General features: G+C 72.8%; 18 protein-coding genes, 4 pseudogenes and 2 riboswitches. Of the genes and pseudogenes, 7 read left to right on the top strand and 15 right to left on the bottom strand.

Annotation, left to right across the window (positions count from 1 at the left end):
- Window positions 1–45: 45 nt before the first annotated feature.
- Window positions 46–1,344 (bottom strand): DUF1343 domain-containing protein, encoded by a 1,299-nt coding sequence (locus ACFYMO_RS22140; protein WP_366772136.1) that lies wholly within the window; start codon window positions 1,342–1,344, stop codon window positions 46–48.
- Between the two features lie 171 nt (window positions 1,345–1,515).
- Between ACFYMO_RS22140 and ACFYMO_RS22145 the strand changes: the two genes are divergently transcribed.
- Window positions 1,516–2,025 (top strand): O-acetyl-ADP-ribose deacetylase, encoded by a 510-nt coding sequence (locus ACFYMO_RS22145; protein WP_366772137.1) that lies wholly within the window; start codon window positions 1,516–1,518, stop codon window positions 2,023–2,025.
- Window positions 2,026–2,032: 7 nt separating this feature from the next.
- On the opposite strand, the gene ACFYMO_RS22150 is transcribed toward ACFYMO_RS22145, so the two are convergent.
- From ACFYMO_RS22150 to ACFYMO_RS22180, 7 genes are all read right to left on the bottom strand, one after another.
- Complete coding sequence (locus ACFYMO_RS22150; RefSeq protein WP_388548338.1) at window positions 2,033–3,130, bottom strand: questin oxidase family protein; 1,098 nt, start codon at window positions 3,128–3,130, stop codon at window positions 2,033–2,035.
- A 186-nt stretch (window positions 3,131–3,316) separates the two neighbouring features.
- Window positions 3,317–4,123 carry an ATP-binding cassette domain-containing protein gene (locus ACFYMO_RS22155; protein ID WP_366772139.1) on the bottom strand — a complete coding sequence of 269 codons (807 nt, stop codon included), beginning with the start codon at window positions 4,121–4,123 and terminating at the stop codon, window positions 3,317–3,319.
- 74 nt (window positions 4,124–4,197) lie between these two features.
- Complete coding sequence (locus ACFYMO_RS22160) at window positions 4,198–4,941, bottom strand: MBL fold metallo-hydrolase (protein WP_366772140.1); 744 nt, start codon at window positions 4,939–4,941, stop codon at window positions 4,198–4,200.
- Window positions 4,942–5,133: 192 nt separating this feature from the next.
- Window positions 5,134–5,730, bottom strand: a complete 597-nt coding sequence (locus ACFYMO_RS22165) for a hypothetical protein (protein ID WP_366772141.1) — start codon at window positions 5,728–5,730, stop codon at window positions 5,134–5,136.
- Window positions 5,731–5,907: 177 nt separating this feature from the next.
- Entirely contained in the window at window positions 5,908–6,588 is a 681-nt protein-coding gene (locus ACFYMO_RS22170) for a lactate utilization protein C (RefSeq protein WP_388548343.1), read from the bottom strand.
- Window positions 6,585–8,147 carry a lactate utilization protein B gene (locus tag ACFYMO_RS22175; RefSeq protein WP_366772143.1) on the bottom strand — a complete coding sequence of 521 codons (1,563 nt, stop codon included), beginning with the start codon at window positions 8,145–8,147 and terminating at the stop codon, window positions 6,585–6,587. Before ACFYMO_RS22175 ends, ACFYMO_RS22170 begins: the two co-directional genes overlap by 4 nt.
- Before the next feature lie 79 nt (window positions 8,148–8,226).
- Entirely contained in the window at window positions 8,227–8,979 is a 753-nt protein-coding gene (locus tag ACFYMO_RS22180) for a (Fe-S)-binding protein (protein WP_388548346.1), read from the bottom strand.
- Window positions 8,980–9,604: 625 nt separating this feature from the next.
- On the opposite strand from ACFYMO_RS22180, the pseudogene ACFYMO_RS22185 reads away from it, so the two are divergent.
- Together ACFYMO_RS22185 and ACFYMO_RS22190 are read left to right on the top strand one after the other, a co-directional pair.
- Window positions 9,605–9,760 (top strand): annotated as a pseudogene (locus ACFYMO_RS22185) (rhamnose ABC transporter substrate-binding protein); the annotation flags it as partial.
- Between the two features lie 182 nt (window positions 9,761–9,942).
- Window positions 9,943–10,785 (top strand): annotated as a pseudogene (locus ACFYMO_RS22190) (substrate-binding domain-containing protein); the annotation flags it as partial.
- A gap of 227 nt (window positions 10,786–11,012) precedes the next feature.
- Here the strand turns inward: ACFYMO_RS22190 and ACFYMO_RS22195 are convergent.
- Window positions 11,013–12,113, bottom strand: a complete 1,101-nt coding sequence (locus ACFYMO_RS22195; protein ID WP_366772145.1) for an NAD(P)-binding domain-containing protein — start codon at window positions 12,111–12,113, stop codon at window positions 11,013–11,015.
- Between the two features lie 115 nt (window positions 12,114–12,228).
- On the opposite strand from ACFYMO_RS22195, the gene ACFYMO_RS22200 reads away from it, so the two are divergent.
- The 3 genes and pseudogenes from ACFYMO_RS22200 to ACFYMO_RS22210 all read left to right on the top strand — a co-directional run bounded on the left by ACFYMO_RS22200 (window position 12,229) and on the right by ACFYMO_RS22210 (window position 15,542).
- Window positions 12,229–12,651 (top strand): YjbQ family protein, encoded by a 423-nt coding sequence (locus ACFYMO_RS22200; RefSeq protein WP_366772146.1) that lies wholly within the window; start codon window positions 12,229–12,231, stop codon window positions 12,649–12,651.
- Between the two features lie 1,237 nt (window positions 12,652–13,888).
- On the top strand, window positions 13,889–14,878 hold the full coding sequence (locus ACFYMO_RS22205) for a ferric reductase-like transmembrane domain-containing protein (RefSeq protein WP_366772148.1): 990 nt from the start codon (window positions 13,889–13,891) through the stop codon (window positions 14,876–14,878).
- A 70-nt stretch (window positions 14,879–14,948) separates the two neighbouring features.
- Window positions 14,949–15,073: riboswitch (cobalamin riboswitch) on the top strand.
- 126 nt (window positions 15,074–15,199) lie between these two features.
- Window positions 15,200–15,542, top strand: a pseudogene (locus tag ACFYMO_RS22210) ((2Fe-2S) ferredoxin domain-containing protein).
- Between the two features lie 335 nt (window positions 15,543–15,877).
- Here ACFYMO_RS22210 and ACFYMO_RS22215 read toward each other — a convergent pair.
- From ACFYMO_RS22215 to aztA, 6 genes and pseudogenes are all read right to left on the bottom strand, one after another.
- Window positions 15,878–16,747 (bottom strand): ABC transporter ATP-binding protein, encoded by an 870-nt coding sequence (locus ACFYMO_RS22215; protein WP_388548349.1) that lies wholly within the window; start codon window positions 16,745–16,747, stop codon window positions 15,878–15,880.
- The gene (locus ACFYMO_RS22220) at window positions 16,744–17,715 is read right to left on the bottom strand and encodes an iron chelate uptake ABC transporter family permease subunit (RefSeq protein WP_366772167.1); all 972 of its coding nucleotides are present in this window, start codon (window positions 17,713–17,715) and stop codon (window positions 16,744–16,746) included. Before ACFYMO_RS22220 ends, ACFYMO_RS22215 begins: the two co-directional genes overlap by 4 nt.
- A gap of 89 nt (window positions 17,716–17,804) precedes the next feature.
- Window positions 17,805–18,833: an ABC transporter substrate-binding protein gene (locus tag ACFYMO_RS22225; RefSeq protein WP_388548520.1), complete on the bottom strand. Its 1,029-nt coding sequence runs from the start codon at window positions 18,831–18,833 to the stop codon at window positions 17,805–17,807.
- Window positions 18,834–18,901: 68 nt separating this feature from the next.
- Window positions 18,902–19,033: riboswitch (cobalamin riboswitch) on the bottom strand.
- A gap of 516 nt (window positions 19,034–19,549) precedes the next feature.
- On the bottom strand, window positions 19,550–19,798 hold the full coding sequence (locus ACFYMO_RS22230) for a hypothetical protein (protein ID WP_388548352.1): 249 nt from the start codon (window positions 19,796–19,798) through the stop codon (window positions 19,550–19,552).
- A gap of 251 nt (window positions 19,799–20,049) precedes the next feature.
- Window positions 20,050–20,401: pseudogene (locus ACFYMO_RS22235) on the bottom strand (hypothetical protein); the annotation flags it as partial.
- Window positions 20,402–20,471: 70 nt separating this feature from the next.
- Complete coding sequence (gene aztA / locus ACFYMO_RS22240) at window positions 20,472–21,215, bottom strand: zinc ABC transporter ATP-binding protein AztA (protein WP_388548355.1); 744 nt, start codon at window positions 21,213–21,215, stop codon at window positions 20,472–20,474.
- Window positions 21,216–21,229: 14 nt separating this feature from the next.
- Between aztA and aztB the strand changes: the two genes are divergently transcribed.
- Entirely contained in the window at window positions 21,230–22,126 is an 897-nt protein-coding gene (gene aztB / locus ACFYMO_RS22245; protein WP_366772152.1) for a zinc ABC transporter permease AztB, read from the top strand.
- Window positions 22,127–22,133 lie beyond the last annotated feature (7 nt).

A 22,133-nucleotide genomic window follows, 5' to 3' on the forward strand; every position in this document is an offset into this window, starting at 1 on the left:
CACCGGCGGGCCGGGGGCCCGGCGGGGGCGCCCGCCGCGGTCCCCTCACCGGTAGAGCAGGTAGGGGCGCCTGGCCCGCTCGAAGTCGCGCACCTCCGCCCGCCAGGCCTTCGTGATCGCCTCCAGGCCGCGGCCCGCGTCCAGCATCTCCCGCAGCCGGGAGGAGCCCGACAGCTTGTCGATCCAGAAGGGCCGCTCGGGGTCGGCGTCCTCGCGCCAGGCGAATCCGTCATAGCGCATCGCCTCCCGCAGCATGGCCACCGCCGTCGGCACGGCCCGGTAGCGGGCGGGGTCGGTCACCAGGAGCTGCACTCCCGCGCAGGTCCTGCCCTGGTGCTTGCTGAACGTGGGGACGAAATAGCCCTCCCGGAAACGCACTCCCGGCAGTCCGAGGGCGTTGAGCCGGTCGCTGTAGTGGTGGTCCAGGAACGGGGCGCCGATGAACTGGAAGGGCAGCGTGGTCCCGCGCCCCTCCGACAGGTTGGTGCCCTCGAAGTACCCGGTGCCCGCGTAGGCGGTCGCCGTGTCGGGAGTCGGGACGTTGGGCGAGGGCGGCACCCAGGCCAGTCCCGTCTCCTGCGCCGGGGTGCGCGGCGACCAGCCCCGCACCCGGACGACCTCCAGCTCCACCTGCCGGCCGTCGCCCTCCCGGGGCAGCAGTGCGCCGTTGAAGTAGCGGGCCAGCTCGCCGACCGTCATACCGTGCTGCTGGATGATCGGCTTGAGCCCGACGCCGGAGGCGAACTCGGGCGTCAGCAGCGGGCCGTCCGCCCTGCGGCCGATCGGGTTCGGCCGGTCCAGGACCACGAAGGACGCCCCGATCTCCCGCGCCGCGACCATCGCGTGGTACATCGTCCAGATGTAGGTGTAGAAGCGCACCCCGACGTCCTGGATGTCGAAGACGACCGTGTCCACATCGGCCTTGCGGAACAGGGCGGCCAGCTTCGCCCCGTCGGCGCCGTAGGCGTCGTAGACCGTCAGCCCCGTGCGCGGGTCCTCGAACTCGGGCTCCGACTCGCCCGCCTGTGCGCTGCCGCGGAAGCCGTGCTCCGGGCCGAAGACGCCCGCGATGCGCAGCTCCTTGTGGGCCGCCATCGAGTCGACCACGTGCCGGGCGTCCCGCAGCACCCCGGTCGGATTGCTGAGGACACCGAGCTTCCGCCCCCGCAGCGTGCGCCAGCCCGCCGCGGCCGCCGCGTCGGCGCCCGGGACCACCCGCGACGTGCGGTGGCCGCCGCCGGGCGCGGAGGATTCCGCGGCGGCGGGCGGGGCGAGCAGCGGCGTGCCGAGGGTGGCGGCGGTGCCACCGGCCAGCAGCGAACGGCGCGAGGGTGCAGCGGTCATCGGGGACCGTCCTTCCGGCATCCAGGGGGCAGCGGGCGGTGGGGCAAGCTAATACGAACGCGGGGGCGCCGACCAGAGGGCGCGCAGCGGACAGCCGTGCCGCGGCGCCGTTCGGGGACGCGGACCGGTGACCGGCGTGCGCCACGCCGTGTGCCGCACCAGGATGGGGCCATGCCCACTCACCTCACCCTCGTGCAGGGGGACATCACCGAGCAGGACGTCGACGCCGTGGTCAACGCGGCCAACTCCTCCCTGACGGGCGGCGGAGGCGTGGACGGAGCCATCCACCGCAAGGGCGGCCCGGAGATCGTCGCGGAGTGCCGCAGGCTGCGCGCCGAACGCTACGGCAGCGGCCTCCCCACCGGTGCTGCGGTCGCCACCACGGCAGGACGGCTGACGGCACGCTGGGTCATCCACACGGTGGGCCCGGTCTGGAGCGGGCAGGAGGACCGCTCGGAGCTGCTGGCCTCCTGCCACCGCGAGTCGCTGCGCGCCGCTCGTGAACTCGGTGCCCGGACGATCGCGTTCCCCGCCATCTCCACGGGTGTCTACCGCTGGCCGCTGGACGACGCCGCGCGTATCGCGCTGCACACCCTGCGGGCCGAGGGCGAGGGCTTCGCCGAGGTGCGCCTGGTGCTGTTCGGGCAGCCCTCGTACGAGGCCTTCCACGCGGCCCTCTGAGCCCCGGTCAGCTCCTCTGCGGGATCAGCTCGGTCGCGCGCAGCGCAGCCGCCAGGGACAGCGGATCGTCGCCTTCCGTGCCGGCCGCCACCTCCAGCGCGGTGTCCGCGAACTTGATCGCGTGCTCGTCGCCGTGGGCCGCCGCCCGGCCGAAGACCTCCTGCGGGGCCGGCGGGGTGCCGTCCGGGACCGGCGCCGCCTGCCCGGGCGCGTACACGGCTGTGACGGCGGCGCTCGCGGCCCAGGCGGCGTCGGCGCTGGGGGCCCACAGCCCGGGCGGGAGCGCGGGCAGGGTGCGCAGCACCGCGTTGGGTGCGGTGGCCGCGTGCACCAGCATGACGGGCGAGCCGTGCGCATGGGTGGCGTACCGGTGGGTGGCGGCGCGGACGATCTCCCGCAGACCGGCCCGGGCGCTGTCATGACCGATGGCGCCGTCCGCGGCGATCGCGTCCGGTCCCGGCCGCCCCGCCCGCGGCCGACGGGGCAGCGCGGTGATGCGCGCCAGCCGTTCGCGGATACCGCCGCTCCGGTCGGCGATCAGCGGGACGGCTTCGAGACCCGCCGCCGCGGTGGGTTCCCGCGGCAGCAGGCCGATCTCCGGCAGGGTGCTGTGCCGGGCCGCCCAGTATCCGAGCGCGTGCGCCAGCTCCGCCAGGCGCGGGGCAGTCGGCGGGCCGTCCGCGAGCAGCACCCGTACGGCGTGTCCGGTGCGGATCACCGGATGGGTGGCGCCCGCGGAGATGCCCGGCAGCAGCCGCGGCCACCACAGGGCGAGGACATCGCGCCAAGGGTGCTCCTCGACCTGGCGGGCGAAGTAGCCGATCCAGTCCCCGAGCCGCCGCGGATCCCCCAGCGCCTCGGTCCAGTTCCCAGCGGTGACCCGCGTGCTCCGGCCGGGCAGGTCCTCCAGCTTGTCCCGGTAGTCGTCGATCCAGCGGTGCACCGTGGGGGCCTGACCGTGCCGCACCAGCGCTTCCACCGCCATGGGTGCGTGGTTGCTGAGCCAGCCCTCCCGTTCGGGCCCACTGGTGTGCAGGCGTTCGAAGGCCTCGTCCAGGGTGCCGGTCGGGTCGCCGCCGCTCGTGTTCTCTCTCGTCGAGTCCATGACCAGGACGGTACGAGCGGGCCCGGCAACCGGTATCGGACGCGGGGTGGAACCGGGTCGCGGCGAAGGACCTAGGCGCGCAGTCCCGGAGGCCCGGGCCGACGGCGGAACGGCCCCGGTGTCCTCGGCCACAGGGGCCCGGATTCCCTGGGGTCCGGACTCGACGGTCCCGGCAGCCGACGGGTCTCACGAGCGGCGGCCCGAGCGGGCCAGCCACCGGCCTTCCCTGCGGGAGACCGCGACGGGACGGCCGAAGCACTGCGTCAGCACCTCACCGGTCAGTACCTCGGACGCGGGGCCGCACGCGGCGGTTCTGCCCTCCCGGAGGAGCAGCGCGTGGCTGGTGGTCGGGGGAAGCTCCTCCAGATGGTGGGTGACCGTCACGGTCGCCAGGGACGGGCGGTCGGCGGCCAGCCGGCGCAGCGCGTCGATCAGGTCCTCGCGTGAGGGCAGGTCGAGCGCGTTGAAGGGCTCGTCCAGCAGCAGCAGCGACGGTGCGGGCATCAGGGCGCGGGCGATGAGCACCCGGGCGCGCTGGCCCCCGGAGCACACCCCGAAGGGCCGGTCGACCAGTTCCTTGCACTCCAGCTCCGTGAGGAGGTCGTCGGCCAACTGCCGCGTCGCGTCGTCATACTTGCGCCACAGTGGTTGCACCGTGCCCGTCGCCCCCGTCAGCACGACCGTGTGCGCCGTGGCGTCCTGCGGTACGCGCTGTGCGGTGGACACATGACCGATGTGTGCGCGCAGCTCGCGCACGTCCACTCTGCCCAGCCTGTTGCCCAGCACCTCCACGCTGCCGGTGGTGGGGTGCAGCACGGCGCCGAGGAGCTTCAGCAAGGTGGTCTTCCCCGCGCCGTTGGCTCCGAGCAGCGCCCAGTGCTCCCCGGCCCGCACCGACCAGTCGATGCCGTCGAGGATGAGCTGGTCGGAGGTCGAGCGGCGGACACCGACCCCCTCGACCGAGGCGACCTGGCGGGGTGCGGGCTGGTTCACGGGGCCTCCCGGTCCTGCTGGGCGGTGGGTGCGCACGGTGCGGCACACTCCCGCGCGCCGTGCGGCCGACCAGGCTAGCTGTAACGTGCAGCGGCTCGCGCGAGTGTCTCACCGCCACCGGTGGCCAGCGGCTCACCGTGTCCGAAACAGGCGGTCTCGACCCCCTCGTCCGCCGCCAGGGTGCACAGCCGCAGGAACGCGGCCGTCGTGCGGGCCCGGTCCAGATCGAACACGCCCGGTGCGGGGCCCTCCGCGAGCCGGGCGACCGTGTCACCGGTGAACAGCGTGCGGTGCTCGGGCAGCAGCACCGCGATGCTGCCTTCGGTGTGCCCGGGCGCGGACAGCACGGTGGCGCCGCCGCCGAAGTCCAGCAGGTCGCCCTCCGCCACCTCCCGGTCGACCCGGCAGGGCGGCGCGGGAGGCACCGCGGGTGTCTCGGAGGTGCTGCCGAAGGGGGCGTGCACCTGGTCGAAGAGGTCACGCTCCCACTCCGGCGCCCCCGCCATGTCCGGTGGCGGTGCGGGCGCCCGGCCGCGGATCACGGGAGCGTCCGCGCGGTGCGCCACCACCTCCGCTCCGTACCGCCTCGCCAGTTCGGCGGCTGAACCGGCGTGGTCGGGGTGGAAGTGGGTGAGAACGATCCGGCGCAGCCGCCCGGGGTCGGCCCCGCAACTGCGTACGGCGTCCGCCAGCGCGTCGGCGCTGCCGGGAGGGCCGGTGTCGATGAGCGTGATCTCGCCGTCGTCCTGCCACAGATATGCCTGGCCGACGGGGAACGGGACAACGTGCAGCGAGGGGCGCACTGTTCGGAATTCCACAGCGGCACCGTAGGCGGCCCCGGGCGCCTCCCGCACCGCGATACGCCCGGGGCTGAGCGGTTGCGCGTCCGGCGATATCCGTTCGGCGAAACCCCGTCCGGCGGACCTCCTCCGATGAAGCTCCGGGCAGGGGGATCCCGTCCGGTGAACCCCGTCCGGCAACGTTGTCACCCGGGATCCCTGCGGGTGCGGTCAGCGGTCGCGGACGGCTTCCCGGTAGCGCCCCACCGGCGGCAGCCAGCACAGCACCGCTGCAAGGAGTGCCAGCGCGGCGGCGATCAGACTGGTCGCGTACGGACCGGCGGGGGCGGCGTCCCGCAGGATCAGCAGATGCGGGAAGGCCGCTCCGCCCACTGCCAGGGCGGTGAGCAGGATCCGGGCCCATAGGGTGCATCTGCTGCCGACGAACAGTCCTGTCACCAGCAGGGCGAGGGCCAGAGCGAGGGCCATCGCGGCCCGCGCCGACATGGTGCTCTGCCACTCGGTGACGACGTCGTCCCATGCGATGCGGGTCAACTCCGCGATGTCGGCCGCATCCGTGCCCGCGGGCAGGCCGACCGCCGTCGGGTCGCTGTCCACGGCGTTGCGGACGTTCCGGTCCGCGAGGTCCTTGCCGCCGACGTACACCAGCAGCGCACCGACGGCGCCGGAGAAGGAGGACAGCGCGGTGGCGGCCAGCAGGGCGACCACGGCGCCCGGCTTCCGCAACGGTTGACCGGCGGCCGGGTGGCCGGAGTCCGGGATGCTGGAGGGCGTACCGGTGCGAGGGGCGGTCTGGGGGTGGCTCACGTGCGCGAACTCCTTGCGGCAATACGGTATATGGAACGATCGGTTCGACCCTTGCACGGGAACACCTGCGCGAACCAGCGCTTCCGGTGGAGAAATCTGATAACAGTGCGGCTGAACTCAGCGGTAATACAGGGGAGTTACGGCCGCGAGAACAACGGACGACCGGTGCGCGGCCCGTCAGTTCCGTCCGGCTCCGCCGTCCGCCGCCTGCTGTCCGTCCGCGGACACCAGCACCACGTCCAGGGTGCGCGGGCCGTGCACGCCCTCCACCCGGGCGAGTTCGATGTCGCTGGTGGCCGACGGGCCGGAGATCCACGTCAGCGGCCGTGCCGGATCCAGCCGCTCCAGAGCCTGCGGTACGGAGTCCACGACCTGCTCCGGCACCCGCACCACACACACGTGATGGTCGGGGACCAGCGTGCTGCGCCGCCGCCCCTGGTCCCGGGAGCCATCCAGGACCAGCGTGCCGGTCTCGGCCACCGCGACCGCGCACCCGGTCACCACGCTGTCCACCGTGTCCAGCACGAGCGGGGTGAGTGCCGCCGTGTCCCGCAGATGCGCGATCTCGTCCGGCAGCCACTCCTCGGGGACCCCCGGAGGAGTCACCACACGGCGCGCCCCACGGCGCAGGAGGAGCCCCGCGACGGTCTGCGGCACCCCGGCGGGAGTGCTGTGGTGCACCTGCGCCCGGTAGTCCGCCAGATGCACGGCGAGCAGCCGTGCGGCCTCCGCCGGGGAACGCCGGCCGTGGACGCGCAGATAGTCGCGTGCCACCGGCGTCTGCTGCGGCAGCTCTCCGCGCGGTACGTCGGCCAGCGCCCGGCGCACCCGTCCGAGTACCGTCTCCCGGCTGCTCACCACGGGTCCTCCCGCGGTCCGGTACGGCCCGCCGAGCCGGCTGCTCCGGTGCCTCCGCCCGTGGTGTCCGCGACAGTGCTCCCGGGCGCGCCGCCCGAGGCCCCGCGGGTGCGCCGCCACCAGTCGCGGAACGACTCCGCGGGCACCTGCGGCACCTCCCGGGTGTCGCTCCATGCGCGGCCGGGCCCCGGCAGCCTGCGCGGCACCAGGCGCCGCGCCCGCGCGGCCATCCGCTCGCCGGCACGCAGCGCACGCGGATGGTCGAACGTCCAGGAGGCCGCCCGCATGGCGGCACGCTCCGCCGCGTGCCCTCTGGCCGGCCGCACCGTCGTGCGCTCCCCGCGCACGGTGGCGGTGCCGCCCTGGACGACGCGCTCGCGCAGGTGCACCAGGACCTCGGGGATGTCGATGGCCACCGGGCACACCTCGTAGCAGGCCCCGCACAGCGACGACGCATACGGCAAGGAGGTGTCCAGCCCGGTCTCCAGGCTGTCGAGCTGCGGCGTCAGGATCGCGCCGATGGGGCCCGGGTAGGGGGACCCGTAGGCGTGTCCGCCCGCGCGTTCGTAGACCGGGCACACGTTGAGGCAGGCCGAGCAGCGGATGCAGCGCAGTGCCTGCCGGCCCACCTGGTCGGCCAGCGTGTCGGTGCGGCCGTTGTCCAGCAGCACCAGATGGAAGTCGGCGGGCCCGTCGCCGGGTGTGACGCCCGTCCAGGTGGAGGTGTAGGGGTTCATCCGCTCCGCTGTGCTGGAGCGCGGCAGGAGCTGCAGGAAGACCTCCAGGTCCTGCCAGGTGGGGACCACCTTCTCGATGCCGGCCACCGAGATCAGCGTCTCGGGCAGCGTCAGGCACATCCGGCCGTTGCCCTCGGACTCGACGACGACCAGGGTGCCGGTCTCGGCGACCAGGAAATTCGCCCCGGAGACGCCCACCTTGGCTCTCAGGAACTTCTCCCGCAGGTGCACCCGGGCAGCCTCCGCCAGGTCCCCGGGGCGGTCGGTGAGCGAGTCCGGCGCGGGTCTGCCCCAATGCCCCATCCGCTCCCGGAAGATCTCGCGGATCTCGGAGCGGTTCCGGTGGATGGCGGGCACCAGGATGTGCGAGGGGCGGTCCTCGCCCAACTGGACGATCAGCTCCGCCAGATCCGTCTCGTAGGCCGAGATGCCCGCCTGCTCCAGCGCCTCGTTGAGGCCGATCTCCTGCGTGGCCATCGACTTGACCTTGACGACCTCGCGCTCCCCGGTCTCCCGTACGAGACGCGTGACGATCTCGTTGGCCTCCTGCGCGTCGGTGGCCCAGTGCACGGTGCCGCCCGCGGCGGTGACCGCGGTCTCCAGCTGTTCGAGATAGTGGTCCAGGTGGCGGAGTGTGCGGTCCTTGATCTGCGCCCCGGCCGTCCGCAGCGCCGGCCAGTCGGCCAGTTCCGCCACGGCGCCGGCGCGCTTGCCGCGGATCGTCCGGGTGGCGTGCCGGAGGTTGCCGCGCAGCCGTTCGTCCCGGGTGGCCGCTGCGGCGGCCTCCGGGAACGGGGGCATGCCCAGGTAGGTGACGCTCACCGCACCCCTCCGTCTCTCGTCCTGCCCCTGCGGCCCGCTGCGGCGGCCGCACCGGGCCGGGCGGCCGCGGGTGCGCCGCTCACCACGGTGACTCCTCGGTGCTGGCCAGGATCTCCGCGAGGTGGACAGGACGCACCGGCGAGCGGGCCCGGGAGAGCAGGCCGCCGATGTGCATCAGACAGGAGTTGTCCACCGTGCACACCGAGCCCGCGCCGCTCGCGCGGATGTGGTGCGCCTTGTCCGCGCCCATGGCGGAGGAGACGGCCGGGTTCTTGACGGCGAACGTGCCGCCGAAGCCGCAGCACTCCTCGGCACTCGCCAACTCGCGCAGCTCCAGCCCCCTGACCTGGTCCAGCAGGGCGCGCGGTCGGCCGCCCAGGCCGAGCACCCGCAACCCGTGGCAGGTCGGGTGGTAGGTGACGGTGCGGGGGTAGTACGCACCGACATCGGTGACCCCCAGGACGTCCACGAGGAACTCCGTCAGCTCGTAGGTACGCGGCACGATGCGTTCGGCCGCCGCGGCCAGCCGGTCGCCCCGCCCCTCCGCCACCGCTCTGGCACCGATGCGCGGGTAGTTCTCCCGCACCATGGCCGCGCAGGACCCCGAGGGGACCACGATGTGGTCGTAGTCTGCGAAGGCGGAGGCGTACCGGTGCACCAGGGGCTCGGTCGCGTGCCGGTATCCGGTGTTGAACTGGGGCTGGCCGCAGCACGACTGCGCCTCGGGGAAGTCCACCCGGACGCCGAGCCGCTCCAGCAGCGTCACCACGGCCCGTCCCGTGCGCGGGTAGAGCGCGTCGTTGACGCAGGTGACGAAGAGCGCTACGCGCACGGCGACCCCCTTCCGTCCTGGCGCTGCCGGCCGGTGGGATGCCCGCCGGCGGTGCGGCGCGCGACAGCCCGCTCCCACGGCGGGCGATCACCTTCGGGGTCATACTGTCGCAGCCGTACGCTGTCGCGCACCAGGGCGCGCAGCGCGGGCAGCGGCCCCACGTGCCGGTGAGCCAGTAGAAGACGGGATCGGGGGCGAGCAGCATCCGGCGGACCGCGCATCTGATGGCTGCCGCGGGTCGCGGCCTACTGCTACAGCGTGTTGATGGGCATCCGCTGGACACCGGTGTGCGCGTACAGGTCGGCGGCCGGCAGCACCGTCTCCACCTCGACCGGCGTGTTCGGGTGCGTGAGTCGCGTGGTGCACCGGATTGCCGAGCAACGCCCCGTCCGCGTCCAGCAGGCCGTAGCCGGTGCCCCAGGAGTCGATGCCCGGTGCACCTCCTCCGGGGCGAGCCGGCCCTCCCGTGCTCGGCCGAGCACGACGCGGCCACTGGACGCGCCCAGGCCGACGGTGGCGAAGGCGTCTCCGCGGGCCGTTGTCGCGCGGCGCGGCGGAGCCGGTTCAGCAGGCGGCATGGGAGCCGGGTGGCTTCTAGGGTGTGCTGCGCTGCCGGCCCGGCCCCGCCGCTGCCCTCTCCTCCGCACAGCTGACCGGGAAGGAGGGCGAGAAGCCCACCGCGGGGAAGCTGGGGGAGTACACCATCGGCAAGGACGGCGAGGTCGTCCTCGGGCCCCCGACGGTCTTCGACAGCGGGAACATCGACGACTTCGACTTCTGAGAAGATCGGGCCGGGAGGACGCCGGACAGCGCGGCGTCCGACCTGCGAGCAGCCGGCCGGACCGGTGGGGAGAGGCTGAGGCCGGTACGGCGCAAGCGGGGCGCACGGCCGGGGACTACCGGGGTGCCCGCGTGAGCGGGGCGGTCGGGATCAAGGAGGTCGCCCGCGCTGCCGGGGTCTCCGTGGGCGCGGTCTCCAACGTCATCAACCGGCCCGCGATGGTGGCTGCGGAGACCCGTGAGCGCGTGCGGTCCGCCTTCGAACGCCTCGGCTGCGTACGGAGCGAGGCCGCCCGCCATCTGCGTGCGGGACGCAGCCGCATCATCACCCTGCAGGCCCTCGACATGGCCAACCCGTTCTTCGTCGACGTCGCGGCGGGCGCGGAGCGCGCCGCCCACGCCGCCGGTCTGGGCGTCATGCTCTGCAACAGCGCCCAGAGCCCAGCCGAGGAGGCCGAGTGCCTCGCCCTCTTCGCCGAGCAGCGGGTCCGCGGCGTCCTGATCACCCTCACCGGCAGGACGGGAGGGAACCCTGACCGCCTTCCAGCGGCGCGGCATCCTCTACGTCTCCGTCGACCGCGTGGCGCCCAGCGCCGAGGGCTGCTCGGTCTCCGTCGACGGCGTCCGGAGCGCCGGACTGGCCGTGCGCCATCTGCTGGGGAGCGGCCACCGCGACCTCGCCCACGTCGGCGGCCCATGCAGCTGGGCCAGTGCCGCGACCGCCACACCGGCGCCACCCGGGCCCTGCGCGGATCCGGCGCGCGGCTGCGGCACATCGAGGGCAACCGGAGGGACGTGGCGACCGGCGGGGACGCCGGAGCCCGGCTGCTGGGCATGTCGCCGCCCCTCCCGGCCGTCTTCTGCGCCGACGACCTGATGACACTCGGAGTGCTGCAGGCCCTGTACGCCGCCGGCGTCTCCGTGCCGGGGAGATCGCGCTGGTGGGGTACGACGACATCGAGTTCGCCGCCGCGGCGGCCCTCGCCCTCGCTTCCGTGGCGGCAACCCGCCCGCCGCATGGGCCGGGCGCCCGCCGACCTGCTCACCGAGGAGACCGGCGAGGCCCCAGTCGGCCACACGCACCAGCGCATCGTGCTCCAGCCCGAACCTGGTCGTAGGCGCCCCCACCCTCCCGCGCGGCTGACTCCCGGCGCGCACCGGTCCCGTCCGCCCCTCGCGGACCGCGTCGGCACGCGGCGCCGGCCTGCGGGGGCGAGGCCGGAGCACCGCGGCGAACGGCGCCACAGGGCCTCTCACACCGCGGCGGGGCTGACAGCCGGAGCCGCCCGGCCCGGCTCCGCCAGCAGCGACCGGATGTCCCGCACTGCCGACCGGCCGGCCCGGTTGGCGCCGATCGTACTGGCGGACGGACCGTAGCCGACCAGGTGGACCCGTCGGTCCCGGGAGACCCGCGTCCCCTCCAGCCGGATGCCGCCACCGGGCTCGCGCAGGCGCAGTGGAGCGAGATGATCGATGACCGGGCGGAAGCCGGTGGCCCACAGGACCGTGTCCGCGGGCGCCCGGCTGCCGTCCGCCCACGCGACCCCGTCCTCGGTCAGCCGGGCGAACATCGGGTGCCGCTCCAGCACGCCGCTCTCGCGTGCGCGGCGCACCTGCTCGGTCATCGGCAGCCCCGTCACCGACACCACGCTGCGCGGCGGCAGGCCCTCCCGTACCCGCTCCTCGACCAGCGCCACGGCGGCCCGGCCCGCCTCCTCATCGAAGGAATCGGAGCGGAAGCGGGGCGGCCGCCGCGTCACCCACAGCGTCTCCCGCGCGACCTCGGCGATCTCCAGCAGATGCTGCACCGCGGAGGTCCCGCCGCCCACGACCACCACCCGGCGGTCCACGAAGGCGTCCGACCGCGGGCCCGGATACTGCGCCGTGTGCAACTGGCGGCCCCCGAACAGCTCCTGCCCCGGCACCCGGGGCCAGAAGGGGCGGTCCCAGGTGCCGGTGGCGTTGATCACGGCCCGTGCCGTCCAGTCGCCCTGCGAGGTCCGTACCAGCAGCCGTCCGCCCCATCCCGCGTTCCGCACCTCGCGGACATCCACCGGGCGCCGCACCCGCAGCGCGAAGGCCCGCTCGTAGGCGGCGAAGTACTCGCCGATCACCTGCGAGGACGGCCGCCCGGGGTCGGCACCGGTCAGCTCCATGCCGGGCAGCGCGTGCATGCCGTGGACGCGGCCGTACGTCAGCGTCGGCCACCGGAACTGCCACGCCCCGCCCGGCGCGGGCGCGTGGTCCAGCACCACGAAGTCCGCACCGGGCTCGAACCCGGTCCGCCGCAGGTGATAGGCGCTGGAGAGCCCCGCCTGCCCGGCCCCGACGACCACGACCGCCACGTCATTCATGCCCCTGCGAACCATCCGGCCCCCCGAAACCTTCCCGCACGTGCGCGGGGCCGCCCCTTCGACCGGAAGCGTGCCGTCGGCACGCGAGGGTGGTCCGCTTTGAGAGGATCGACTCATGGCTGAGCGCTTCACGACCCGTGAGATCGACGTCCGGACCGGCTCGCAGGAGGTGGTCCAGGATCTGACGCAGCAGTGCGGCTCCTACCTGCGGGACGTCGCCGAGGGCCGCGACGGACTGCTGAATGTCTTCACGCCGCACGCCACCGCGGGTGTGGCACTGCTGGAGACCGGAGCGGGCAGCGACGACGACCTGCTGGCCGCCCTCCGCGACCTCCTCCCCGCCGACGACCGCTGGCGCCACCGCCACGGCACCCCCGGCCACGGCCGCGACCACGTGCTGCCCGCCCTCGTCCCCCCGCACGCCACCCTGCCCGTCGTCGCGGGTCAGCTGGCCCTGGGCACCTGGCAGTCGGTGTGTCTGGTGGACACGAATGTGGACAATCCGGACCGGAAGGTGCGGTTGAGCTTCCTGGGGTGAGCCTGGTCTGACCAAGATCGGTCCTGGGCGCGGCCGCCGTATCTCCGTACTCTTCCCGGCCCGATACGGAGAAGCAGCGCGCGTTATGGACATGGATGTGGTGGAACGGCCCGGGGACGGGTGCGGGAAGTTGCCTGGTCGGCGTGCGGCGGCTGCGGCGGCTGTCCCGCATGAAGGCGGCCACAACCTCCCCGGAACGGCAGCGTGCGGCCACGGCGGTGCCGAAGCGGGTCGGAGCGTGGGTGGTGAAGGCGCCGTACCAGTCGTCACCGTGCCCCAGGGTGCGGCCGCCCGGAGATGCGCCAGGGCTCGTACTCCGCATCGGGTGAAGGGCCGGGTGTGGTGTCGCATGACGGTTGCCAGATGGTCGGGCGAGGTGAATTCGATCTTCCACTCGTTCTCCCGACGCCGCCGGCCGGCATCGGTCAAGGGCCCGAGCACGGCATCTGCCCTGGGCCCGGGCCGTCGCCTGCCCGACAACGGACCGTCCGCAGGGCGTGGGCCGGCCCGTTGGGCATGTAGTCGACGTGGTGGCGTCCTCCCGGTGCGGTGAGCTGGACGTCGCCGTTCTTGTCGGCCTTTTGCCGGAAGCCCGCGATCAGCAGCGGCTGACGCGCCGGTTGGCTGACGGCGGGTCCGGCCGGGTGGACCGGCGCGGCGTGCAGAGCCGTCACCTCTTGACGGGACTGGGAGTGGGTGCCTCCTCAGCGAACGGGGCGGTTTGGTCTCAGCGCTTCCGGGGTGTCCGGTAGGTCGCGGGCCCGGAGGCGGGAGGCCGAGGGCTTTCACACGTGGGCTGTGCGGCAGTGGGGAAGCGGTCACGTAGCTGTGCCGCTGCGCGTGACAAGTGCGTTGCGGGCTGCACGCTGACGAGGCGATGGTGCTCGGGGATACGTTGCGCCGGGTGCGGAACGGGCCGAGGGCCGGCAGCGGCCGACGCGAGGGCGGTCTACGGGTACGACCGTGGCACGGGACCAGTGGCGACTGGCGCACCGGCTACCGAGCGGAACGCAGCCTCCGCATGCCTGCAGCGCAGCAGGATCGACGCCGTCCGTCGTTTGTCGGACGGAGGGCATCACGGAACCGGCTGTCGCCCCGCTGGACCCAACTTCTGGTGTGTTCAACCACAGGACGTGGGTGTTCGTGGCTCCTTGGGGAGGAAGGTCACCTGCGGGGCGCCTGTGCGCGGATGGAGGGTGACCTCGCTTGTCACGCCGTAGACGCTCGGAAGGCCCAGATGCTGCCAGAGACGACCCCGGAGGACGACGGCACGACGGCCCCGCCGCCCGCCCGTGACAAGCGTCCTCCCGAGCGCGTCGTTCTGCGCGCCGACCTGCGCGCCGCGTTCCCCGACGCGGTCGCCGCCGTCCTGGTCACGGCGGCGGTCTTCGCGTTCCTGTACGCCCGTATGGAGTCGGGGGATTCGGCGACGGTCGCGGTCATGCCGTTCATGGACGATGCCGGAACGTACTGGATGTACCTGCTCAGCCAGGCGTTCGGCTGGTCGGGCCTGCTGTGGGCCTGGGGCACGGTCATGCTCGGTCTGCTGCTGTCGGGGCCGCGCTCCGGGCGGCTGCCGGTGTCCCGGCACGTGCTGGAACGCTGGCACCGCACCACGAGCCTGACCACGATGGCCCTGATGTCAGCGCACGCGCTGATGTTCGCGGCCGAACTCGTTCGCTACGAGGCACAGTTGGCGTGGGCCGATCGGTTGTGGGCGGGCTTCGCCGACACGTTCGTGCCCGGCTGGTACGACTCCGGCACCGGCCGGATCGCCATTCCGCTGGGGCAGGGGGCTCTGTATCTGGCCATCCCCCTGGGCCTGTTGTTCTACGCCCGGCACCGTATCGGTGCCAACACCTGGCGCCGACTGCACCGCTTCGTCATCGTCGTGTACGTGCTGAGTGTGTGGCACACCCTGCTGTACGGCACCAATGTCTGGTACGGCGAGTGGCCGCGTACCGTCCTTTGGCTGCTGCAACTCCCGGTCGCGCTACTGCTGTTGCTGCGCCTGCTGAGGCCCGCCCGGCGGGCGGAGCGGTTGAATACGCCGACGCGGCGCGCAGGCTCTTCACTGCCGGGCTGGGTGGTGCGGGCCACCGGCCGGGTGGTCGCCGCGGCCGTCGTGGTGGGCGTCGCCCTCGTGGTGGTGTCCGGCCATGACGGTGGCCGGGAACGCCCGGCCGAGCAGCCGGCGACGAGCCCGCACGAGCACGAGCCCGAGTGATCCAGGGCCGCGCACCTGGGAGCGGGGGCCGGTCGATGGGATGATGGCGGCGACAGGGCGACGACGGTCCGAGGAAGCCGGTGCGAATCCGGCGCGGTCCCGCCACTGTGATCGGTGAGCGGATCCCGAGCAGGCCACTGCCCAGCGGAGGGCGGGAAGGCCGGGACGAGCTGTGCCCCGAGAGCCAGGAGACTCACGTCGTCGCCTCCTCGACGGAGCCCGGGGCGGATCTCCCCGGAAGAGAGGGGTGGTTTCGGCGTGTCCGAGACGACGGACGGTGAGGCGTACGGCGCCGAGGTCACGGCACGACAGGTCGGTGGTGTGCCGTGCCGGGTCGTCGTGTGCCGGGACTGCTGCTGCGGCACAGCGAAAGGTGGCCGGCGTCGATCACGCGGGCCAGACCGCACGCCTGCGCGCCGAGGTGCCCGTACGCATCTCCGCCTGCCTCGATGTGTGCGACCAGGCCAACGTGGTCGTCGTGCAGCCCTCGTTCGCCGGGCGTGCGGCCGGAGCGCGACCGGTGTGGTTCGGCCTGGTGAACGACTCGGACGCGACGGAGGACATCGCTGCCTGGGTCCGGGCGGGCGGCCCCGGCGTGGCACCCCGGCCGGAGATCCTCGACCTGTACACCTTCACCCCGTCCCGCCGTCGTACGGCTTCCTGAGCGGCACCGACCGCCTCGCACAGAGCGGCAGCGGGACGAGTCCGCGGGCGGGGTGGCGCGGGCCGAGGAAGACGACGATGCCTGCCGTCGGGGGAGGGGGTAGAGGGGTTCCTTGAACTCGTCGCAGAGCGACTCGGCGATCGAGGCGACGGGGTCCGGACCGATCGGGTCCGCGAGTTGCAGCGGCCCCCCTTGAGCGGGGCGCAGCCCAGTTCAATGCGCCGTCGATGTCCGCTGGTTCCCTCTTACGCCGCATCGCGCCTGGCTGGTGGACGGGGCGAACCAGTTGCTCGCACCAGCTTCGCCGTGCGCGCGGTGCTCGGCCCGGGCCACCGTCAGTTCTTGGCCACAATGTCCAGGAAGCGGATGTGCGGCCGGTGGCCTGGGCCGGGGCGGGTGACTGCGGCGCGCACGCCGTAGACGTCGGCGATCAAGGACTCGGTCAGGGTTTCGCCCGGGGTGCCGACGGCGACCACCCGGCCCTGCTTGAGCACGACGACCTGGTCGCAGTACATGGCGGCCAGGTTGAGGTCGTGCAGGGCGACGACGCTGGTGACGGGCAGGTCGGCGACGAGGTTCAGCAGGTCGAGCTGGTGCTGGATGTCGAGGTGGTTGGTCGGTTCGTCGAGCAGCAGTTCGCGGGGTTCCTGTGCGAGTGCGCGGGCGATCTGTACGCGTTGGCGTTCGCCGCCGGAAAGGGTGTGCCAGGGCTGGTCCGCGCGGTCGGTGAGGCCGGTGCGTTCCAGGGCGGTGCGTACGGCGTTCTCGTCCGCCGTGGTCGTGGGGGTCCAGGCGCGGCGGTGTGGGACGCGGCCGAGGCGGACGACGTCCACGACCGTCAACTCGACGAGGGTGTCGGCGTGCTGCTCGACGACGGCCACGCGCCGGGCCACGGCGCGGCGGCCCCAGTCGCCGAGCGGGCGCCCGTCGAGGGTGATGACGCCGGAGGCGGGGGTGAGGACGCCGGACAGCAGCCGCAGCAGCGTCGATTTCCCCGAGCCGTTGGGGCCCAGCAGTCCGGTCACGGAGCCGGGCCGGGGGGTGAGGCTGGCACCGTCGAGGATCAGCCGTCCGTCGAGGGTGCGGCTCACGCGGTCGGCGGCGAGGGTGGGCCGCCCGGCGGGCGACCCGGTGGTCTCCGCGGCGCGATCCGGTACGGCGGGCGGCCGGGCACCGCCGTCCCGCCGCTGGGCACGGCCCGTCATCGCATCCTCCTCGTGCGGTACAGGACCAGGACGAACGCCGGAACGCCGACCAGTGACGTGACCACGCCCACCGGCACCTCCTGGGGATCCAGGACGGTACGGGCCAGGGTGTCGGCCCAGACGAGGAACACCGCCCCGGCGAGCGTGGTGACAGGCAGCAGCCGGGCGTGCCCCGGGCCGACGACGGCGCGGGCGGCGTGCGGCAGTACGAGGCCGACGAAGCCGATCGCGCCCGCCGAGCTGACCAGCGCGGCGGTCAGCATCGCGGTGACGCACAACAGCACCAGCCGGGTCCGGGCGACCGAGACCCCGAGCGTTGCCGCGGCGTCCTGGCCGAAGGCGAAGGCGTCCAGGGTCCTCGTGTACCCCAGGCACACCAGCAGTGCGAGCGCCAGGACCGCCAGGCACAGCCCCACCTCGGTCCAGTCGGCCCCGCTGAGCGACCCGAGCAGCCAGAACAGCACGCCCCGGGTGGTCTCCGCGTCGGCCGCCGTCGTCACCACGAACGAGGTCAGCGCGGAGAACAGCTGCATCGCCGCCACCCCGGACAGCACCACCCGGTCCGTCGTCCCGCCGAGCGTGTGGCTGAGCAGCAGCACCAGCGCGAAGGAACCGACCGCACCCACGAACGCGCCGCCGGAGACCGACAGGGCACCACCGCCCGCGCCGAGGACGATCACGACGACGGCGCCGGTCGACGCCCCGGAAGAGACGCCCAGGACGAAGGGGTCGGCGAGGGGGTTGCGCAGCAGCGACTGCATCACCGCGCCGCACAACGCGAGTCCGGCTCCGCACACCGCGGCGAGAAGGGTGCGCGGCAGCCGCAGGTTCCAGACGATGCCCTCACGGATCGCAGTCAGCTCCGTCGTCCCCCAGCCCAGCCGGGAGGCGACCACCGACCAGGCGTCGCCCACACCGATGTCCGCCGGACCGATGGTGATGGCCACGGCGACGGACACGACCAGCATCGCCAGACCGCCGCCCACGCCGGCTACGACGGGCAGCACAGCGGCCGCGCCTCGCGTCCGGCGGTCCGGGGACGACCGCACCATGGCTGTCATCCGGTGAGCCCGTGCTCGCGCAGCACCGCGGCAACTTTCTCCACGCCCTCGACGGTTCGGATCGTCGGGTTCATGGCCTGCCCGCTGAGCAGCACGTACCGCTTCTCCTTCACCGCTCTCATGTTCTTCGTCGCCGGGTTCGACTCCAGGAACGCGATCTTCTTCGCGGCCGACTCGGCGGTCTGCGATCTGCGGCTGAGGTCGCCGACGACGAGTACGTCGGGGTCGCGGTCGGCGACGGTCTCCCAGTTGATCTGGGGCCATTCCTGCGTGCTGTCGTCGAAGACGTTCTTCGCGCCCAGCGCGTTGGTGATGATGCCGGGCGCGCCGCAGCAGCCCGCCATGTAGGGGGATTCCTGGTTCGCGAACCAGTACAGGACGGTGGTGTTCTCGGCGTGGATCCCGGCCGTTGCCTTCGTGACCCGGCTCTTCAACCGGTCGATAAGCTGCTCGCCACGCTTCTCCACCCCGAAGATCCGGGCGAGCTCCCGTACCTCGCGGTAGACGGTCTCCATAGCCAGGGGCTTGGTCCGTTTGCCGTCGCCGTCGCCGCTGTTGTCCTTGCCCTCGCAGTCGGCGGGAGACAGGTACGTGGGCAACCCGAGCTCGTCGAACTGCTCTCGGGTGGCCACCCCGCCCTTGCCCAGGGTGGAGGCGAAGGAGGAGGCGACGAAGTCCGGTTCGGTGCCGAGTACCCGCTCGAACGACGGCTGGTCGTCAGCGAGCCGGGGCACCTTCGCGTTGGCCTTCCCCAGTCCTTTCATGACCGGGTCGGTCCAGGTGGCGGTTCCCGCAATGCGGTCGGCCAGGCCGAGGGAGAGCAGGATCTCGGTGGTGCCCTGGTTCAGGGACACGGCACGCTTCGGGGGAGCCTCGACCGTCACCTTCCGCCCGCAGTTGTCGAACGTGACAGCCTGCGTCCCGTCGCCGGCGGACTTCCCGGAGGAGCCGGAGCCGGAACCGCATGCGGCGAGCAGCAGCGTCCCGGTCAGGAGCACGACGGAACGGCGGGCGAGGCGTGGCAGATACACAGTGCCGGCTTTCTCAACGTCGGGCCCATGCGCGGGGCCCGTGCGGACGGTCGGGTGCCAGCAGGTCTTCGGACTCGGGGTCACCCCGGCGGGACGCCTTCCCGGACCTGGTCGTGACCGTCGTCCAGTGGCCTGCTGCCCCGCCCGTCACCCTCACCGCTGCGCGTCAGTTCCGGATTCCCACCGGATTCCCTGACCCGTGTACACGCGTAGCCGCGCGCACGAGTTCGACTGGCGTCCGGAAGGTACCACGCCCTCTTCGCGTGGCCCGAGGCGCCGGGGCTCCTGTGACGTCAGCTGACGCTCCGGGCTCGTGACAGGTCACCGATTGGGCCGATGTACCCTGCCTGGCCGCCACTTCTTCTGTCGTCCCTCTGACGCGACATGTTTCCGATGACGCAGCACATGGAGTGCGTGGCGATCCTTGATGCAGTCGGGAAGGGCTCCTGACCTGCTGTTTTGGCTGTGCGTGTTATGTGCGGTGTGGGCGTTGCGGGGCGATGTCTTGACGCTGAGATGACGCTCGTTCTGATGGTGCGTCAGCCGCTCTGCCGCCTGCCTGGGTATGGCAGCGCGAGGGTTGCTGCGCTGCTTGGCAGTGCCGCTGATCTGCTCAGCTTGCTGGTCAACCCGGCTGGGCCTCCTATCGGCGTCATGACAGGAGGCCCAGCTACTCGGGCACACCGCCGCTGCCGAGGCGGACAGGACTTCTACCTCCGCTTCCGTGCCCGCTTCGGCTTCAGTTCGACGATCACCGTTTGAGGTGCTGCAGGGACTTCGTCGTCAGACGCCGGCTCAAAGAGAGCTGGCGGGGCCCAGTATGTCCCCTCTCCAAAGGTGTCCTCGGGCCAGCCGTTGTCGAAGACGTGAAACGCATAGCGGGCCTCATCAGGGTTGCAGCCTTTGATCAACGTGTCGTACCGGAACGCATCGTCGCCGGCGCCCGGGTGCTCCAGCATTCGGTAGGTGTTGTCGTCGTAGACGCGCTTGGTCTGGATGCGTAGGCATATCCATCCTGCCTGGCCATCGCCGATCCACCACTCCCCGTCGGCTCCGGAATCCCTCTCCTGTGCCTGGTTGCTCTGGTAGGTCAGCAGTCCTGGGACTTCGCTCTGCTGGGTAGAGCAGGTTGTCCGTGACGGATGCCTCGTCGTACCTGCGCCCGGGGCGACGCCCCTGATCCCGAATGTCCGTCAAACCGAATCAAGCCCACCACGGGGTTGACCGCGGGCGCGGACAACGGGAAGGCGAGGGCGGCCTTCGGTGCCACCCCGCGCCGCATGAGACTGCCGGCCACCGGCACGGACGCGCAGGAGGAACGGCACCCCTTGGACGACGACGGCGGTGAAGGCCGTCCACCAGGCCGCAACGGGAGGCGTGTAGAGGTCGAGCGCGAGCATCGGGCCGAGCGCGCTGGCGACCGTGACGATCGTGAGGAGCGCGAACCCGCCCAGCAGGATGTTCAGCCCCGCCCGCGCGGTGAGGCGTACGGCGTCGGCGAGCCCGCCCCGCCCTCCGGCGTACTTCTGATCGCTCACGTCACTCGCTTTACCGTTCGGCAACCTCCGCGCGGTGGCGGCCCGCCCGGCTTGGTGAGGCCACGCCGAGCGTCCCCGCCTCCGGTCCTGGGCTTCACGCCGGCTGCCAGATCCGGGTCAATGCCTGAGGGGTGAGTACGTGCTCGGGCGGGCCCTGTCCGATCAGCCGTCCGTCGCTGAGGAGCAGGCAGGTGTCGGCGGAGCGGGCGGCCTCGAGATCGTGCGTGGCCTGGACGACGGTGGAGCCGTCGGCGACCAGCTCGGTCAGCAGGGTTGTGATTCGCTCCCGTGCCTCGGGGTCGAGTCCTGTGGTCGGCTCGTCCAGGAGCAGCAGGTCGGACTGCTGGGCAAGGCCCTGCGCGATCAGGACCCGCTGGCGCTGACCGCCCGACAGCTCTCCGAGCTGGCGGGCGCCGAGGCCGGTGACGCCGAGCCGTTCCATGGCGTGGTCGACCGCGGCCCGGTCCTGCCGGGTCAGTCGCCGCCACAGTCCCCGCTCGCCCCAGCGGCCCATCTCCACGGTCTGCCGCGCCGTGAGGGGGAGCGCGTCGCCGACGGCGCCGCGCTGCGGAACGAAGGCCGGTGGTGCGCCCTCCGTGTACCTGAGCTGTCCGGATGTGGCGGTGATCACTCCGGCCAGCACGCCCAGCAGCGTGGACTTCCCGCTTCCGTTCGGTCCGACGAGTGCGGTCGTGGTCAAAGCCGTTATGTCCGCGCTGAGTTGGTGGAGAACGGGTCGGCCCGGATAGCCGGCGTTCAGCTCGTGGAACCGGACGCGCTCGTTCCTCGGATCGCCGTCCGACGACGACGGAGGGTTGTTGTTGAACATGATTGTCATTGTAGGGTCTTCGTATGGAGTGGTTGACGGCCCCTTTCGAGGTGGCCTTTGTGCAGCGGGCCCTGTGGGCCGGGATCCTGGTGTCGGCGATCTGCGCCCTCGCCGGGACGTGGGTGGTGCTGAGGGGGATGGCCTTCCTCGGCGACGCCATGTCCCACGGACTGCTTCCCGGCGTCGCGGTCGCCTCGCTGCTCGGGGGCAACCTGCTGGTGGGGGCGGTGGTGAGCGCGGCCGTGATGACCGCGGGCGTCACAGCCCTCGGCCGCACTCCGAGGCTGTCCCAGGACACCGGCATCGGCCTGCTGTTCGTCGGCATGCTGTCGCTCGGCGTCATCATCGTGTCCCGCTCGCAGTCCTTCGCGGTGGACCTCACCGGCTTCCTCTTCGGTGACGTCCTGGCCGTGCGCGAGAGCGACCTGACCCTTCTCGGGGCGGCCCTGCTGCTGGCGCTGGCCGTCTCGGCTCTCGGGCACCGGGCCTTCCTGGTGCTGGCGTTCGACGAGCGCAAGGCCAGGACGCTGGGTCTGCGCCCCCGGCTCGCGCACGCCGTGCTGCTGGGACTGCTGGCCCTGGCCATCGTCGCTTCCTTCCACATCGTGGGGACGCTGCTCGTCCTGGGCCTGCTCATCGCACCGCCGGCGGCGGCCCTGCCCTGGGCGCGCAGCCTGAGCGGCGTCATGGTCCTGGCCGCGGGCCTCGGAGCCGCCGCCACCTTCGGCGGCCTGCTCCTTTCCTGGTACTTGAGCACCGCGGCCGGAGCGACCGTCTCGGCCCTCGCGGTCGGCCTCTTCTTCCTGTCCCACCTGGCGTCCGGCCTCCGGCACCGCCGCCGTGCGCGCCGTGCCGGCGTCCCCGCCCCGGCGGTCACCTCGGCCCCGAGCGTCACCACGTCCCGTCCGAACGAAACCTGAGGCGATC

The sequence above is a fragment of the Streptomyces sp. NPDC007025 genome, assembly GCF_042869455.1.
Taxonomy (GTDB): domain Bacteria; phylum Actinomycetota; class Actinomycetes; order Streptomycetales; family Streptomycetaceae; genus Streptomyces.

Coding starts and splice junctions, on each gene's coding strand:
- ACFYMO_RS22230 (WP_388548352.1), bottom strand. CDS start 19,798: ATGCTGGAGCACCCGGGCGCCGGCGACGATGCGTTCCGGTACGACACG.
- ACFYMO_RS22145 (WP_366772137.1), top strand. CDS start 1,516: ATGCCCACTCACCTCACCCTCGTGCAGGGGGACATCACCGAGCAGGAC.
- ACFYMO_RS22215 (WP_388548349.1), bottom strand. CDS start 16,747: ATGACGGGCCGTGCCCAGCGGCGGGACGGCGGTGCCCGGCCGCCCGCC.
- ACFYMO_RS22220 (WP_366772167.1), bottom strand. CDS start 17,715: ATGCTGGTCGTGTCCGTCGCCGTGGCCATCACCATCGGTCCGGCGGAC.
- aztA (WP_388548355.1), bottom strand. CDS start 21,215: ATGACAATCATGTTCAACAACAACCCTCCGTCGTCGTCGGACGGCGAT.
- ACFYMO_RS22200 (WP_366772146.1), top strand. CDS start 12,229: ATGGCTGAGCGCTTCACGACCCGTGAGATCGACGTCCGGACCGGCTCG.
- ACFYMO_RS22195 (WP_366772145.1), bottom strand. CDS start 12,113: ATGAATGACGTGGCGGTCGTGGTCGTCGGGGCCGGGCAGGCGGGGCTC.
- ACFYMO_RS22205 (WP_366772148.1), top strand. CDS start 13,889: ATGCTGCCAGAGACGACCCCGGAGGACGACGGCACGACGGCCCCGCCG.
- ACFYMO_RS22140 (WP_366772136.1), bottom strand. CDS start 1,344: ATGACCGCTGCACCCTCGCGCCGTTCGCTGCTGGCCGGTGGCACCGCC.
- aztB (WP_366772152.1), top strand. CDS start 21,230: ATGGAGTGGTTGACGGCCCCTTTCGAGGTGGCCTTTGTGCAGCGGGCC.
- ACFYMO_RS22150 (WP_388548338.1), bottom strand. CDS start 3,130: ATGGACTCGACGAGAGAGAACACGAGCGGCGGCGACCCGACCGGCACC.